This is a genomic window from Bacillus sp. ms-22 (assembly GCF_009759805.1).
GTDB lineage: Bacteria > Bacillota > Bacilli > Bacillales > Bacillaceae > Bacillus > Bacillus xiamenensis.
The window spans coordinates 2,090,000-2,106,025 of record NZ_CP046653.1 but is presented as its reverse complement, the minus strand read 5'-3'; the positions used below and the strand labels follow the sequence as shown (position 1 = coordinate 2,106,025).

Genomic DNA, 16,026 nt, shown 5'->3' with positions numbered 1-16,026 from the left:
TTGAGAATGAGGGGAAATTATGAATGTTTATGAATTAATATCTTCTATTGTTACAGCAATGATATGGCCGATTCTAATAATTATTGTTATTGCCATGCTAAAGAAACCTATTACTAATCTTATTCAAGATATAGCAACCATAAAATATGGAGGCTTTGAACTGAATTTCATTAGGAACAAGTTAGAGGAAATTCAAGAGGGATTAAAATTTGAGAATGGTTCAAATTTAGAAATTGACGAAAATAAAGGTGTTAAAAACATTAAGATGGAATCGTCTGAAAAGAAAATTGAAAAAAATAGAAGTGTGTATGAAAGTTTAAATTCACTTGATATGGAAATTCTTGAATTGTACTTTACTGTTGATCGGAAAGCAGCTCACAAAAAACAAATTGCGGATTTGGATATACCTTCTCTTATTACTTATTTACAAGAACGTAAAGTTATTAATAGTAAAATAGCTAAAATTATTACGGATACTCGAAAGCTTCCTGATTACTTTTCCAAACCGTTGACAAAAGATGTTGAACTGCAATTTACTAAAACATGTGAAGATTTATCTCGCTATCTTAATGCTATAAAACAATTAAAAAGATATAAGTGAGTCTTCTTAGAAAGAAGGCTTTTTCTTTTGAAAGGAGGTGAATGAATTGCCACGTGAATTGGTAAATGCAAAAATCACACACGTTTCATACGTGGACAAGGCTGCTAATCAAAAGCAGTTCTTTTTTATGAAGTCGGAAAAGCAGCCAGACTTTCAAAAAGAGATTAAGGTCATTGCCAAAGCTGATGATGCACAGCGTCTTGTGTACGGTATTGTTTATGAACCAAACGTAGCGGATGCTCATGGGGATTACATGACACCAGAAATTGAGAAAGCGGCACACGGATTCTTGAAGGATGCACGTGAAATCGACAAGCAGCATGATTTCCAAGGCGGTGTCGGGGAAGTCGTTGAATCGTACATTGCTCCGTCTGACTTTGAAATGGGCGATGAGGTTATCAAGAAAGGATCGTGGGTCCTTGTGACAAAAGCATCTGATGAAATCTGGGAACAGATTCAAAAGGGGGAAATCACCGGATACTCTATGGCCGGAACAGCGGATATAGGAAAACAAGAGGATCACAAGCCAGCTTCTGATGAGAAGGGGCTTTTTTCTTTGCTCAAAAACTTCTTTTTATCAAAAGGAGAAGTGAAGAACAGGTACGACAAAGGCCGCATGCGTCGGGAGTTTTGGGCGGCACAAGATGCACTGAATTCCGTTTTGTTTAAATGGGATTCTTACGACGATGAAGACTTGGAGACTGATCCTGAAAAGGTAAGGGCAGCACTGCAAGACTTTGTGGAAATTACACAAGAGATTTTGCTTACTGATGACTTGGCTGGTATCCAAACTGATCCACCTGAAGAAATCATAAAAGCTGGCCGAAAGTTTTCAGCTGCTAACTTAACTGAATTGAAAAATGCAAGAGCCGCTATCGACAATCTGTTGAGTCAAACGGAAGAGAAGGAGGAGGACGAAGAAGTGAATAAAGAAGATCTGCAAAAGATGCTAGATGACACAATTGCACCGGTTGTAAAGCGACTGGATGACCTTGAGAAGGGAGAAGGCTAAGGTCAGCCTGATCCCCAAGAAAAACAAATTGATGAAGAGGTCGCAAAAGAAATGGGCGTAGCTGTAGAAAAGGCACTGGCTCCAGTTGTTGAAAGAGTCGAAGCGCTTGAAAAAGCACGTCCGCAAGGTAATGGAGTAGGAGATCAACAACAAGACGTACAAAAATCTGAAGCGTTATGGGACGGCTTGCTTTAAGCCGAGAAAAAGGAGGAACTAGAGTGAGAAATCAAGAGGTACTTAACAAAGCGGAAGTGACGCTGGCTACTTTAAAGACAGGTGGTCTCATGAATCCGACCCAATCAAGCACGTCAAAGAAGTCATTTAACTTACCATCTGGCATCATTAAAGTGACCAAGCCTTTGACCAAAGGGCGCTGGAGTAAAAGCATTGCAGGAAGCCCTTGCTGCTGTATATTTCTACCCTGATAAAGGGGCGAAAAATAACGGCATTGACGGCTACTATAGTCCAAAGACAGAAAATGCGGTCAAACGATTCCAGCTAACCTCATTTGAACGGCCTCTTCTTTTACACTAATCGGATAACTAACTCTTTTTCCCATACAAAAACACCTCCAAATTGTTCTCAGGTATGCTATACCCGGTTTTCAATTTAATGGTGTTTTTATTTGTCTCACTTTATGGGGTCAGTCCCTTTAATATTGTGTTGTTATGAGAGCGGTTCATTCAAGATAAAAAAGACTTTGCTATAGATGGCGATTCTGCAAATATGTGAGTGTTTAAAACATCAGATGGAAGTATTCACTGACCATTTCCAAAGAATTGTTGCAATCATTTTTGTTGTGGAGAAGATTAAAACTTTAAGCCTCAAGGCCTTTTAAATAACCATCAAGGTAACAAGACATTGTATTCATCACATCTGTTTTAAAATCTCGTTTAAAGTCTTGCATAGCATGATTTTCAATAATGGTTATGACTTCATCTGGTAAGGTTGCAGTGAGCTTGCAGCCAATGACAATTGCTGCCTCAGCTTGAAAGATATCCATTACCTGCTCCTCACTGATCACTTGATTTTCACAAAGCAAGTCGGTCATTTCCGTTAACTTTTGAAATAACTTCAGTTTTAATTGAAGCATCGTGTTAGAGTCAACGTTTCTTTCTAACACAGAAGTGCGAATAGCTTCTAATCTAATATACATAGGATTTTGATCTATTATTTCTTCCAATTCTTTCAGAAAAAGATGTTTGATATCCTGAAGGTTTTTGATCTTTGTTTCTGAAATAATCTCAATGAATCGATCCAGCCTTTTTACATATTCTCGACATAATAGTTGAAAAAAAAGGGCCTCTTTCGTTTTGAAATAAACAAACAATATGCCTTTAGATAGCTTTGCTTCTTTGGCGATATCAGACATTTTAATTTGGTTATATTCATGTTTTTCAAAAAGCTCCGCTGCTTTATCTAAAATCGATTGCGCTCTTAGAGCCTTTGCTTCATCTGTCATCGCTCTTTTCATTATTTTTCAACCTCCATTTCAAAGGGTTGTTTTGATTTGGAGTCAGACAAAGAGATGTATAAGGAATCATGTGATTAGCTGAACCTTTTAATGATCTTATCAAACATACGATCACCAAGAAGCTTCTTCATAAATACCATAGGTTTGGCACCAAACCCAACCAAATAACGCGTTTTGGGTTTCGTTACAGTGACAGCTTTCACAATTGTATTTGCAATGACCTCTGGTTTTGTTAAATTACTTCCTGAATAAGTTTTTACCATGTTATCTGCTGATTTGTTGGCAGCTTCTTTATAAGCTCCTTTTGCAGAAGCTGCTCTAAGTTTTTCTGCTGCAATGACTCCCCAGTCGGTTGCAATTCCGCCAGGTTCCACCAAAATGACATCAATACCAAATGGTTCAACTTCTAATCGTAAGCAATCAGAAAAACCTTCTACTGCAAATTTTGTAGCGTGATACCACCCGCCAAATGATGTCCACACTTTACCACCCATAGAAGAAATATTGACGATCTTTCCATAGTTGTTTTTTCTCATACTAGGCAGAACAAGCTGTGTCATTCTGGCAAGGCCAAACAGGTTTACTTCTACTTGTCTTCGAGCTTCTTCCATAGATACATCTTCAACCGCACCATATGAGCCGTAGCCCGCATTATTGACAAGCACGTCGATTCTTCCTTCTTTGTCCAAAATCTCACGTACACAGTTTACCATAGACTCTTCATCAGTGACATCAAGAGAAATGGTGCTAATTCCTTGAGAAGTCAGGTCTTCCATCATTTCTTTTCGCCGAGCAACACCATAAACAATGAATCCTTTCTTATTTAATTCAATTGCTGTGGACTTTCCGATACCTGCTGATGCACCTGTGATAAGAGCAACTTTTTTACTCATTTGTTATTCCTCCTTGTTTTTTGACCAGAGGTCATTTGTTGATGACTTACGGTCAATTATAAATGACCTGTAGTCAACTGTAAAGGAGAATGATTCATATGTTTTATCATTTATTTGAATTTTGATTAAATGGTTTTCTTTATGAAGTGTGGACAATACATGTCGTATTGTCTTTGTGGAGGTGTTTGAACGACTGAAAAGAAGTTGGCTTATGTTGATAATAAATTAGAAAAAGCTGAATTTTATTATTAATTAGCCGCTCCATTTTATGATTTGAAAATCACTTTCTTATTTTTAAATATCATGCTCAAAAGGCTTTGGTAGCACTAGGTGCACTTTTCTGTATAAATAGTTTCATTCAGGATCTCCAAACAGTCGAATCAAAAGACATCTCTGATGGATTATTGGTTAAAAAATAATAAAGTGGATTAAAGTGTCAGGCTCCTTATGGTATTCTATTAAAAGAATATTCCATAAAAGGAGTCTTTTTTATATGAAAATATTAGATGCTCCATCTTTACTAACAGCTGTAGAAAAAAGGTCAAAAGCCTATCATGACCTTCAAGAAGAAATGAAACATGTGAAAAAAGCACTAAAAAGTGTGTCGGGATTAGGTGATGAATTTACTGGAAAAGGTGCAGATAATATTAAGGCTTTTTATGAGGATCTTGCGCTTTACACGGACACTTATCTTGATTTTATCGAGATGCAAAAAGCTTTTTTAGATGGGGTGAAAGGAAAGCTTGATGACAAATCATTAGGCGGGAGTACTTTTATTGATGAGCACTTTTTAGACACTCAATTGAAACAAGGGATTCAGAACAATAAAGATATGGTCAAAGAACAAAAAGAAGCCCTGTCCACTATTTTTGATGATATCAGTGATTTGATTGAATTACACATATTTTCAAGTAAAGAGGTCAATGAACATTTAGACGATGCGAACAAAAAAAGAAAAGAGACTATTGATGCTTTACATAAAATAGACCATGATTTGAAAACAGAATACGCAAAGTCAGAAGCGGTTGAGAATCACCTTAACACTTTTTATGCAAAGATGATGGCTGCTACAGGAAAAGGGAAAAACGCCCAGCCAATGTATTATGATGCCAAAGCATTTCATAAGACAGATGTGTACAAAAACCATGATCAAATTGATGCACAGGTGAAAGCATATTTAAATGTGAAAAAAGAAGAAAAAGAAAAACGAAGAATCAAAGAACTGAAAGAAAAGCTCAATGATCCTTCGTGTATATCAGAAGCGAAATACTTTGAGATTGTAGATGAGATAGGCTATGAGAATCTCACATATGATCAAAAAATGTATTACAGCCAGCTTCTCCAAATCAAAGCACAGGAAGAAGCATCAGAGGTATTCGTTGATAGTGTAAAAGGTGCAGCGGTTGGTCTATACGATGTGGCAAAAGATACAGTGACCGGAATATATGATCTTGTCACTGATCCTGGTGGGGCTGTAGAATCAGTTGTGACAGCTGTTTCTCATCCAATTGAAACATCGAAAGCGATTGGGAAATCTATTTCTGATTCATTCCAAAAAGAGGTCATTGAAGGTGATGCGTATTCTCGGTCACACTGGTTTGCCTATGCAACTGGTTCTCTAGCAGAAATTGTGTTTGGTTCTAAAGGGGCAGGCGCCATTACAAAAACGGGGACATCCGCAGCCAAAACAACAGTGAAGAAAGGCCTTGAACAAGGGGCAAAATCAATCGATAATGTCACCATTCCGAATCTATTGCCATATTCACCAAAGTTTCAAATAGCAGGTGGAGGGAAACTCCCTTATAACGTTTTTGATGGAGAAAACTTAAAAAATAAACTCCTCTCCATGGCAAAGCGTCTAGACAACAACTCAGGATACGGTATCTCTCAGACAGGCAGACGATTACCAGCACCAAAATCACCACCAACCGTTGTTAGTTACGGAGATCACTATGTGAGGTGGAAACGCAAAAAGGTATTAAAACCAAATGTCGTTTATTCAACCAAACAAGGTTATACGTACACAACAGATCACTACGGACGCATTGTCAAAGTCGAAGCAAGTGATTTAAAATACGGAGAGATCAAAAGAAACCAATATGCCCAATCTAATTCAGGCAAGCCGGATCGATTATCAAAAGATGATGGAGGGCATTTAATTGCCTCTATTTTTAAAGGGTCTGGGGATATTGATAATCTTGTACCAATGAGTTCACAAATTAATCGAAGTGGTGGGAAATGGTATGAGATGGAGCAAAGATGGTTGAAGGCATTGAGGGCTGATCCACCTAAACATGTAGAAGTTAGCATTGAAACTATTTATAAAGATGATTCCTTAAGACCAGATAGTTTCGTAATCGAATATAATATTGGAAAACGATCCTATCTTGAAAAAATTAAGAATCAACCTGGAGGCTAAAGATAATGGAAGGGTTAGAATTGAATTATAAAAAAATAGCAGAAGCAATTAATGAAATGATTCCATGTGATTGGGATAAAGTTTGGATGTATGCAGAAATATTGGATGATTCAGCAGGAATTACCTTTTATTTTACTGAACCTAATAATGAAGAACGAGTTTATGGACACGATATTCCAAAACGATATAGTGTAAGTAACACTACATATAAACATTTATTTTTCGAGCTCAGTGAAGTTTTTGAAGAGTTGAAAAAGGAATATATAAAAAATGGTCTAGGTGCTTGGACAACAGCTACTCTTGAGTTGGAGAAATCGGGTAAATTCTCAACTGATTTTGGATACGAAGATGTTTATTCTTTAGGTATTGACAATGTACAAAGAATAGCCGTTTGGGAATACGAAACGTTCGGATTTCTACCTGAAGATGAGGAAGATAAAGAAGCTGTGCTGAATTTTATTAAGAACAAAGAAGAGAACAATTAATACAATTCCCCTCCTTAATTCGGAGGGTTTTTATATGCCAATATTTACATCGAACAAAAGTTCTTAGAAATCATCGGTAAAGAACATTCGTTCTGTTGCTATTTAATCATTCAAGAAGGAGTGATTAAATGCTTAGAGACAGAGGTACGATTAAATGGACAGCTATGATGTTACCTGAGCATGTAGCACGACTTAAACCAGATCTAGCAGAAACGAAAAAAACAGATAAACCAATTATAGATGAACAACAAGCAGAAGAGTTTGAGGCAGCAATTGCTTACGCAATGAGTGTTAATAAGCCATTAATTTTTTCAATTTATGAGTCAGGAGTTGTCAATCAACTTAAAGGTTTCACACAATACATCAACTACGAAAAGAAAATGCTACATATAAAGGAATTGTCAGATGATATTCACTTTGTTTTATTAGATGACATAGTGGGTGTTTCTTATGATTGATTACACTAAGTTTCCACGTCACAAAATATTGTGTGTAGACATGAAATCCTTTTATGCTTCCATTTCAGCAGTAATGATGGGGGTAGATCATCTTGAGTGTTATTTTGCTGTTGTAGGGAACACAAAGGAGCTAGAATATCAGACAAGCATGTGCATGAACACTATGCAAAAAGGCGCCACAAGGCGTGGCAAACCTCTTCAAAGGCGGAAAAGCCGTCTACAAAACCACCCAAGCCACATCAGCCGCAGTCAGAGCAGTCGACATTTACAAGACGTCACAAAAATCTTTTGATGCCTTGAAAATATCTCAAAAAGGCTTATATGGACTCACCGCCACCAATGGTTTCAGCGAAGCGATCACTGGCCGAGATATGTTTGGAAATTATACGTACACAACAGATCACTACGGACGCATTGTCAAAGTCGAAGCAAGTGATTTAAAATACGGAGAGATCAAAAGAAATCAATACGCTCAATGCAATTCTGGAAAGCCGGATCGATTGTTAGATGATGATGGTGGTCATTTAATTGCGTCTATTTTCAAAGGTTCTGGTGATATTGATAATCTTGTGCCGATGAATTCGCAGATTAATCGTAGTGGCGGGAAATGGTATGAGATGGAACAGAAATGGAGAAAAGCATTAGCATCTGATCCTCCAAAGCGTGTAGAAGTTATAATTGAGCCGAAATATTTAAACGATTCAATTAGACCCTCTGAGTTTGGTGTGTTTTATAGCATAGAAGGAAAAGAAAAGTATCTAATTATTGAAAATAAAATCGGAGGGTGAATAATATGGAAAACATAACAATTGATTCCATCTATCGGAAAATAGTTGAACTTATTCATGATCACATTCCAGTTGAATGGGAAAAAATACGAATGTATACGGAAGTGGTCAAACACGAAGCAGAAATAACTTTTTACTTTAAAAAAAGGGGTGATGAGGAGTTTATTTACGGGCACAATATACCTAACTTATTTAATATCAGTAGATCAGTATATATGGACTTTTTAGTTGAATTAACACGATTATTTAGACAGTTAAAAACATTTTATGAAAAAAATAATTATGGTTCATGGACTAATCTCACGCTTGAGATGGAGCATTCAGGTAAATTCTCGATTGAATATGGGTATGAAGATATTTTCTCATTAGGTATTGATGGTGATCAACGAATTGCAGTTTGGGAATATGAAACTTTTGGATTTTTACCCGACGATGAGGAAGATAAAGAAGCAGTACTGAATTTTATAAAAAATAAAGAGAACAGAATGTAATAGATTATAAAACAAAAAATAAACAAAACCCCTCCTGTCATGTTAGACTAACCTAGTCAAATGGGACATAAAAAAACACCCTTCAAGTGGTACACTTACGATCCGCCGCTGATCCAAAGGGAAGTCAGCGTCCTTTTGTCGTGCTAAGCAGAGAAATGTGTAGGTAAGAGAACAAAATAAAATACAAGCTCCAAAAACACCCCAATCTGATTTCATGACAGATTGGGGTGTTGATTATTTTCCCCAAAATGTGGAACAATCGGCTTTGTCTTCAATGTTAAATTCGATGATTTTTTTAAGGAGAGGATAGTCAATCGGCAAGCTTTCTTTCATCCGAAACATCTTTTTTCCATGATCATAACCAGCTTGTACAATTTCTGCTGAAAAGTGATCAATTCCTTGTCCTTCTGGTGCGACAGAAATGTGGTGTTTTGCGACGCTAAACCCGATAATAAATGTGCCATGATCTGTGAACATGGGCTGATTCCAAGCAATTCTTGGCTCTAATTGAGGGAATGTGTCTGAAATCCATTGTAAGATATCTTGCGTGCGCTGTTTCAGCTCTGGATGACCGATATTGTCTACATATTCTTCAAAAACCTCCATTGTTTTCATCCTCCATATTCATCAAGCCTCAGACGGGATTCGAACCCGCACTCCTTTCGTAAGCATAGGCTAGGGGGCAACACGCTTTCCTACGGAATTTCACCGACAGGAGTTTCACCTGTCTCAGCTCATTTGCTTTTCGGTGCTTCTGAAACCCTTGCCTTGCGACCCGCCAGCTACAATTGTTTTACGGCGCTCTTCCCTTCTAGAGCTACTGAGGCACGGAAGTTCTTGTTCATATTATATAGAGAAACTTGAAAAATGAAAAGCTATGCTCATCATCTAATCCAATCGCGCACAAAATAGTCAAAGGCACATATGATAAAAGACCATATAGATATGTATACAGCATGGAATTGGGCTGATTGTAAGTGACAAACCTGTTGATGAGTAAACTAAAAGAGATAAACAATCAAACAAAATTTGAAGGATTTATTCACAAACGTTCGATGAGTTCTCCCTTTTTGCTCACCATGGAAGATGGGGAACCTTTTGACTCATGGGTGTTTTTTGAAAGAAGTGTGTTTAAGACTTGCTATTTTTCTTTGAGCTCTATCAATGAAAAGCAGAATTGTGTAGTGTTAGAGCTTCTTGTACCGTGCTGCAATAGATCAACATGCCGTCAAAAAGTTTTATATCGATCCAGTTCGAAAATTTTTGTAGATCTTTCTTTTTTATGTGGAATGATGAAAGTAGAGCTTCCTGTATATGATGCGCTTATTTTAAAAAACATAGAATCACACCACATATTTCTTTGTTTTTCCACATCGCCCAGTTCGGTGGAAGTATGGCGGAATGGAACAAAATTTCTCAATACGGCAACTGTTGTGTTGCATCATCAAGATCATCAGGATGTACCAGTCGCAATTAGGATTCAAACTGGTTCATTTTGTTATGATCTTCTTGTCCAAAAAGGAGAAAGCCGTGCGATCACTGTGAAAGATGTGAAATTTATCTTGAACACCCCGTCAACTGAAAATGTGCAAGCACGATTAGACATGCAAATCAACATGGTGCAAAAAAGAAAAATAAAGCTTTAAATCTGGGATAATCGCACAATCTTTAAAGATCACTAGATCATAGTCTATCAAGACTAGGTTGAAGGAGGGTTAAAACGGCTATTTTAGGCGGATGTAGTAATGAACAAGCGGGCTTTGTAAATGATGCAGTATGCTTCACACTTGATTTAGCAGCAGCTGCTGATGCAGTTGTCGTCTGGACAGATGGAACACCTTATGTCATAAACGGAACCATCATGGGGGAAAACAATGGGATTGTGGCTGTAGCTCCTACTGTGACTTTAGAGATAAACGGTACAGCTGTTCCTGATTTCACGGTACCACCAGGAGAGAGTCGATCCATTACGCTAAGTGATCTGAACTCAATTGGGATTGTAGCTACTGGTGGAACATCGACTGGAAATATTGTCGTTTCGTTTTCTCTCAATTATCAGTATTAGTGTGTATGTCTTGAAGATTCCACAGTTTGAAAGTAGTGAGAGACATGTGCGCCCAACTTAATATGTGTGGAGGAATAACCGGTCCAACCGGAGCCACAGGCCCAACGGGAGTAACCGGCCCAACTGGTGCCACGGGTTCAACCGGACTAACCGGCTCAACCGGTGACACAGGTCCAACCGGTACAAGTTTAACGACTAATTCGATGTACGCATCCAATACGTCAGGAAGTACGGTACTGGTTGTTTTAGGCGGAACAGCAGTGACGCTGCCTAATAACCAAAGTTTAGATGGATTTACCGTAAGTGGTGGTAATACGGTGTTTACTGTACCTGTTTCAGGGCGGTATTTCATCACGTATCAAATTAATACAAACGCTTCACTGCTTGCAGGAACAAGGGTGATCAACAACGGAACACCCATAGCAGGATCAATTTTATCACCTGCTTTATCTACATCTACCTACAACGTATCTCTCATTACAACACTTGCAGCAGGGAATCAAATCTCTCTTCAAATATTCGGTTTAATCGCAACTGCAATATTACTTGGCGGGGGATCTGTTGGAGCTGCACTAACCATTATTAGATTGGAATAAATCCAAAAAGCCCAATAAGGGATTTTTTCAATTCAATCGTGTCTTTTGGTAGAAAAAACGAATTTTTAGTGTATACACCATTGACTAGGAGAAAGAAACGCCATGACATTGGAATCGGTTGTTGAAGATTCAAGTGATTCATATTAAAATGATGTCAAATGGACTAATTAGCAATTGCTAATAGAAGTTCCATATTTAGTGAAATCATGTCATGTAGCTGAAAGTGATTGGGGGTGTAGAATGAGCAAAGTTCCTGTTGCGGAATTGGCATCATTATTAAATGACTGGAACATGGAAATCAAAAAAGATCATGCAGATGAGGCAGAACGGTTATTTGCCAAAGCGAAACAAGCAGTAGAGAAAATCGACGATGCGGACATCCTGATGTATTATTCTCTCCTTGAGAAAAGACATCACATTTTGATGTACAATTTAAGAGGGCAAAAAGGCAATGTTTCAACGAAAAGTATGGAAGGTCATTATGGAAAGAAAGAGGATGATTTGTCTAATCGCCTTGCTTACTATTTTGATTTTTACGAAGGTGTGTATGAACAGCATCAGGGGAATTATGAGGTTGCCTTACAGATGTATCAAAGTGCCGAAAAGCTCTTAGATAAAATTCCAAGTGAGATCGAACGTGCTGATTTCGACTTTAAAATCGCGTGGCTTTACTATCGCCTAAGTCATATCATGCTCTCATTAAGTTATATTCGCAGAGCCCTGCACGTTTATAAACGTCACAAGCAGTATGAAAGAAGAACTGCACTTTCATACTCTCTTATTGCAGCGAATCTTACAGAGATTGGCCGGTACGAAGAGGCGCTTGAGAATTACCGTTTGGCGGAAGAGGTTTTGACGAATGAGCAGGATGACTTTATGCTGGCTCAGCATCACCACAATGTGGCGATATTATATTCATTTTGGAATAAACCGAAAGAATCCATACGTCATCTTGAAAAAGCGTTGTCTCATCAAGAGTACTATGATTCAGATTTCTTTTTCCATTCTACGTATCTGATGAGCCGGGAACTCTGTGTGATTGGTGAAAAACAGCGTGCAAGCCAGTATATAGAGGCTGCATATGCCCGAATAAAAGATGCTTCTCATGAAGTGTTTCAGCTTAAAATAGGCATTGTACATGATCTTTACTTAACGAATGTGCCACAAAGATTTCAGCAAATTGATGAGAAATTAAGAAAGTTAGAAGAGAAGAATGAATATCATGAAGTAAAAGAGCTTTCACACTTTGCGGCAAAATATTGTGAAAAGCAAGCACTTTATGAGCAGTCGGTTTTTTACTTGAATAAAAGTTTAGAAGCGGATTTACATATGAAAAGAATGGGGTTGATTTAAGATGAAAACAGGATTAAAAGTATTATTCGTTGTAGGTTTAGCGATTGCTGCGGCGGTTTTAACTGAAAACGTAGCGGGTTCATTCGAAGTAGCAGAAAAAATCATTGGTGGTTAATCACCAATCTATATTTCGCCCTTGTTGATCATGATCAGCAAGGGTTTTTTGTATGAATAGGCTCTTCTTATTAAACGCTGCAAGAACGTTTAATAAGAAGTATTCGCAACAAAGGGGGTGTGCAAATTTGTTACCTGCTCCATTATTCTAAATAAACATAGGGCAGAGCAACAAGTTAAAAAGGTCACCTTTCTTTGCTTATTTTAATTTTTTGCAGGACTTTTCATTCAAATTTTATCAAATTGGTCTATTGTACATAGAAATTGTTACAAAAGAGGAAACACCGCTCCATTTGTCACGCATATGATGAGATGAGGTGTAAGCTGAAGGCAGGTGATTGTATGGACCCACGGGCATATGGAGGTTTTCATGGAGGCGGTTTTAGCGGAGGGGCAGCACATATCGGGCCGGTTGGCACTCATATTGGGTTTGGCGGGTATTACGTCAGCCCAGGTGTGTTCTCTGGTTTAGGTGGTTTTCCCGGATACGGGGGATTCGGGACATTTTCCGGATATCCGTATGGCTCAACGTTCATTATGGGACGTCCTCCTGGTTTTTATGTGAGGAGTTATTAATGGATGATCAATGTGATTGAAATAGCCAAATAGTGATTGGCTATTTCAATTGATGAAGCTGCTTGCATGCAGCAGTGATAATAATCACACCTAAAATAGCGATAGGAAGCCAAATAATGATAAACGGATCGAAGGTGTCCGCGTATGCAGCTAAAGCGGCTCCTAGGCAGTAAAAGACAATAGATCCAATTCGCATCAAGCTCACATGCTCAATGGGGGCTCTTCTTTTTTCTCGATTTGATAGACGCTGCGCCAAATCTTCAAACAGGTTAGCGAGCGTACTCGTTAGTACGGTTGTAGAAATGCCAGCAACATTTAATTTACGTGCGGCAGCTGTCTGCAGGCCCATCGCCATACTTAAAAGGATAATTAGCATAAAATAAGCACCCTGTGTATAAGGAAAAATGGCCATGAGGGCAAATAAAAGCAAAATGATCACTTCTATGATAAAGATGCGTGTAACGGCTTTTGGCCAAAATGTTTTCTCGTGTTTCCCGCCAATGACAACGGCTAATAAAACACCTAAAACAAATCCGCTCAGTGCTGTGATGGAATGTAAAGCTGTTAGCTGCAATGAACTTCCTGCTGCGATGCCAAGCAGCACAATATTCCCAGTCATATTCGCTGTAAACACATGTCCTAGACTTAAATAGCCAATGACATCTACAATTCCTGCGGAAAGACATAAGAAGATTAGTGCTATGTTTCGAAATGAGTGTGCGGTCAAAATGGTCATCCCTTTCCTTCTCTCTAATGAATAAGTGTAACGCTTAATGACCGCGTATGTCCATTATATGAGCTGGAAAAATATCTTGTAGCTGATGTAAGACTTGTCTAAAAGCAGCATCATTCACATGATGCCTTATTGGCCGAAATGGATCGCCTTTTTCCTTTAGGCGCTCAATGACAGCTGGCATTGTAAACAAAGAAGGGTGAAATTCTTCGCCATTTAATTCATCCCATTCAATCGGTGTCGCAACAAGTCCAAGCTCGTTTCCTCTTGGGGAATACGGGGCGATGATTGTTTTTCCAGCATCGTGCTGAAGGTAGTCTAAATATAAACGATTGCCGCGTTTTTTCTTTAGACGTTCCAAAGTAAATAGCTCTGGTGATTGTTCACATAAAAATTGGCATATAAAAGCGGTGAATTGTCTAGTTTCTTCATATGTGAAGGCATTTTTCTTTAATGGAATATAAACTTGCAGTCCTTTCCCGCCGCTTGTTTTAATAAATGCGGTGAGAAAGAGTCCATCTAAAATGGCCTTGATTCGTTTGGCTGCTTCTACCGCTAGGTGAAACTCTTTAACTGATGGCGGATCTAAATCAAACACAATATCCACCGGTCGATCGGTATCTCTTGTTTCAAAAGGGATATGAAATTCCATTGCCAGCTGGTTGCCGAGCCAAAGTAGCGTATTAGGATCATTACAGACCGTGTAAGAAATATCATGAGCTTGATCTATCTCAACGAAATCAGGCGCATAATCGGGCGTTGACTTTTGATAAAAAGATTCTCCTCCAATGCCATGAGGAAACCGAATTAAAGTAAGGCGTCTTTCACGTAAAAAGGGTAATAAATAGGGAGCTGCCTGTCTCAAATAAAGTAAGTAATCTTCCTTGGTGATATGAAGGAGAGGTACTATCGGTTTCTCTGGATGAGTGACGTCAATGATGGCTGGCAGCGGATATAGCTGTTTGAGCATGTGCTGAAATGTACACGTGGCTGGATCTTCATCAAGTAAAAACGAAGAAAAACGGGGCTCTCGTAAGGCTGAACCATCAAAGGAGATACAGGCAATACTTGCGACAATAGATGGCGGGAGTTCATATTGTGATGCCCCTGTCAAATGGCCTTTCGTTTGAAATAACGCGCGCAGGGTTTGTGCTTCTTCTTTAGAAAAACCATGCTTGAATTGGACAACCTCTTTGAGAGCCGTTTCATGATAAAGACATCCTTGAAAATAGCCATTGTCTTGATTAAATCGGGTCACTATCACAGATACATACCGCCAATTTTTGATTTTCAGCCATTCCTTTGAGCGGATATTGTCCTGCCATTGACTCGTCTTCTTTTTCGCTACAAGCCCCTCTGCTAAATACGTCGTCATTAGCTCTTTTGCATATTCAGCATGCCTTTCAGTTTTAATGATCTGAAGGAGGGAAGGGTGAGTCAATTGAATAGATGGTGGAAGTTGTGCCGTTTGGAATACTTTCTTCAGAGCTTCTTTTCTGTCAATCAGCGGTAAATGGACGAGGGGTTTGCCTTTAAATCTCAATAAATCAAACGCAAGAAAGTGACACGGAAAACGCTCCGCCTGCATTTGAATGGTTTTTTTGCATTTCAACCGGCCTCTTTGCTGAACCTTTGCAAAATCGCTTTGCTGTTCACTCAGTAAAAAGACCAATTCGCCATCCAGAGTGAGCGGTAACAAAGGAGCAAGCGATTCCTTTAATCGCTCGCATGCATCCTTCACCTCAGGAAACTGTTCGTTTAAACGTTTTCCAGCTCTGCTCTCTAAATGGATCTCGTCTTTTTCCCATACAAGAATAACCCTGAAGCCGTCATATTTTAATTCATACAGCCAGTCTGCACCAGCAGGAACATCTTGTGCGGACGTTAATCGCATCGGTTTCATTGTGCTTTTCACTTCCTTGACTCATGTGTTCTTAGAGTGGGATGAAATTTTCATAAACATACATA

The 16,026-nt window shown here is 38.6% G+C and carries 17 protein-coding genes and 4 pseudogenes; 16 read left to right on the top strand and 5 right to left on the bottom strand.

Annotation, left to right across the window (positions count from 1 at the left end):
• The first annotated feature begins 19 nt into the window (after positions 1–19).
• From GPA07_RS11035 to GPA07_RS18850, 5 genes and pseudogenes are all read left to right on the top strand, one after another.
• A complete protein-coding gene (locus GPA07_RS11035; RefSeq protein ID WP_071169146.1) occupies positions 20–601 on the top strand; it encodes a hypothetical protein in 582 nt (193 codons plus the stop codon).
• Positions 602–647: 46 nt separating this feature from the next.
• On the top strand, positions 648–1,613 hold the full coding sequence (locus GPA07_RS11030; RefSeq protein ID WP_332835454.1) for an XkdF-like putative serine protease domain-containing protein: 966 nt from the start codon (positions 648–650) through the stop codon (positions 1,611–1,613).
• A 51-nt stretch (positions 1,614–1,664) separates the two neighbouring features.
• Entirely contained in the window at positions 1,665–1,808 is a 144-nt protein-coding gene (locus tag GPA07_RS19055) for a hypothetical protein (RefSeq protein WP_332835453.1), read from the top strand.
• A gap of 23 nt (positions 1,809–1,831) precedes the next feature.
• Positions 1,832–1,921 (top strand): annotated as a pseudogene (locus GPA07_RS19155) (hypothetical protein); the annotation flags it as partial.
• A pseudogene (locus tag GPA07_RS18850) lies at positions 1,919–2,147 on the top strand (peptidoglycan-binding domain-containing protein); the annotation flags it as partial. The pseudogenes GPA07_RS19155 and GPA07_RS18850, both read left to right, overlap by 3 nt.
• 283 nt (positions 2,148–2,430) lie before the next feature.
• Here GPA07_RS18850 and GPA07_RS11015 read toward each other — a convergent pair.
• Together GPA07_RS11015 and GPA07_RS11010 are read right to left on the bottom strand one after the other, a co-directional pair.
• Entirely contained in the window at positions 2,431–3,075 is a 645-nt protein-coding gene (locus GPA07_RS11015; protein ID WP_232532042.1) for a TetR/AcrR family transcriptional regulator, read from the bottom strand.
• Between the two features lie 86 nt (positions 3,076–3,161).
• Positions 3,162–3,980, bottom strand: a complete 819-nt coding sequence (locus GPA07_RS11010) for an oxidoreductase (RefSeq protein WP_157292530.1) — start codon at positions 3,978–3,980, stop codon at positions 3,162–3,164.
• 493 nt (positions 3,981–4,473) lie between these two features.
• On the opposite strand from GPA07_RS11010, the gene GPA07_RS11005 reads away from it, so the two are divergent.
• The 6 genes and pseudogenes from GPA07_RS11005 (at position 4,474) to GPA07_RS10980 (ending at position 8,621) form a co-directional block, all read left to right on the top strand.
• Positions 4,474–6,399, top strand: a complete 1,926-nt coding sequence (locus GPA07_RS11005; RefSeq protein ID WP_157292529.1) for a T7SS effector LXG polymorphic toxin — start codon at positions 4,474–4,476, stop codon at positions 6,397–6,399.
• A 5-nt stretch (positions 6,400–6,404) separates the two neighbouring features.
• The gene (locus tag GPA07_RS11000) at positions 6,405–6,884 is read left to right on the top strand and encodes a TIGR01741 family protein (RefSeq protein ID WP_157292528.1); all 480 of its coding nucleotides are present in this window, start codon (positions 6,405–6,407) and stop codon (positions 6,882–6,884) included.
• A gap of 128 nt (positions 6,885–7,012) precedes the next feature.
• The gene (locus GPA07_RS10995; protein WP_157292527.1) at positions 7,013–7,342 is read left to right on the top strand and encodes a YolD-like family protein; all 330 of its coding nucleotides are present in this window, start codon (positions 7,013–7,015) and stop codon (positions 7,340–7,342) included.
• Positions 7,335–7,466 (top strand): annotated as a pseudogene (locus GPA07_RS10990) (UV damage repair protein UvrX); the annotation flags it as partial. The gene GPA07_RS10995 and the pseudogene GPA07_RS10990, both read left to right, overlap by 8 nt.
• 259 nt (positions 7,467–7,725) lie before the next feature.
• Positions 7,726–8,130 (top strand): annotated as a pseudogene (locus tag GPA07_RS10985) (DNA/RNA non-specific endonuclease); the annotation flags it as partial.
• A 5-nt stretch (positions 8,131–8,135) separates the two neighbouring features.
• Entirely contained in the window at positions 8,136–8,621 is a 486-nt protein-coding gene (locus GPA07_RS10980) for an immunity protein YezG family protein (RefSeq protein ID WP_157292526.1), read from the top strand.
• Between the two features lie 234 nt (positions 8,622–8,855).
• On the opposite strand, the gene GPA07_RS10975 is transcribed toward GPA07_RS10980, so the two are convergent.
• Positions 8,856–9,227, bottom strand: a complete 372-nt coding sequence (locus tag GPA07_RS10975; RefSeq protein ID WP_157292525.1) for an iron chaperone — start codon at positions 9,225–9,227, stop codon at positions 8,856–8,858.
• 386 nt (positions 9,228–9,613) lie between these two features.
• On the opposite strand from GPA07_RS10975, the gene GPA07_RS10970 reads away from it, so the two are divergent.
• The 5 genes from GPA07_RS10970 to GPA07_RS10950 all read left to right on the top strand — a co-directional run bounded on the left by GPA07_RS10970 (position 9,614) and on the right by GPA07_RS10950 (position 13,325).
• Entirely contained in the window at positions 9,614–10,267 is a 654-nt protein-coding gene (locus tag GPA07_RS10970) for a CotZ-related putative spore coat protein (protein ID WP_008361902.1), read from the top strand.
• Between the two features lie 80 nt (positions 10,268–10,347).
• A complete protein-coding gene (locus tag GPA07_RS10965; RefSeq protein WP_157293150.1) occupies positions 10,348–10,686 on the top strand; it encodes a DUF3992 domain-containing protein in 339 nt (112 codons plus the stop codon).
• 44 nt (positions 10,687–10,730) lie between these two features.
• Entirely contained in the window at positions 10,731–11,282 is a 552-nt protein-coding gene (locus GPA07_RS10960; protein WP_232532041.1) for a BclA C-terminal domain-containing protein, read from the top strand.
• Positions 11,283–11,522: 240 nt separating this feature from the next.
• Positions 11,523–12,635, top strand: a complete 1,113-nt coding sequence (locus GPA07_RS10955; protein ID WP_071169132.1) for a response regulator aspartate phosphatase — start codon at positions 11,523–11,525, stop codon at positions 12,633–12,635.
• A 456-nt stretch (positions 12,636–13,091) separates the two neighbouring features.
• On the top strand, positions 13,092–13,325 hold the full coding sequence (locus GPA07_RS10950; RefSeq protein WP_008361894.1) for a hypothetical protein: 234 nt from the start codon (positions 13,092–13,094) through the stop codon (positions 13,323–13,325).
• Positions 13,326–13,365: 40 nt separating this feature from the next.
• Here the strand turns inward: GPA07_RS10950 and GPA07_RS10945 are convergent, their stop codons facing one another.
• Both GPA07_RS10945 and GPA07_RS10940 read right to left on the bottom strand, forming a co-directional pair.
• Positions 13,366–14,061, bottom strand: coding sequence for a YoaK family protein (locus tag GPA07_RS10945; protein ID WP_008361892.1), 696 nt, complete (start codon positions 14,059–14,061; stop codon positions 13,366–13,368).
• A gap of 34 nt (positions 14,062–14,095) precedes the next feature.
• Entirely contained in the window at positions 14,096–15,961 is a 1,866-nt protein-coding gene (locus tag GPA07_RS10940; protein WP_157292524.1) for a DNA ligase D, read from the bottom strand.
• Positions 15,962–16,026: the final 65 nt, after the last annotated feature.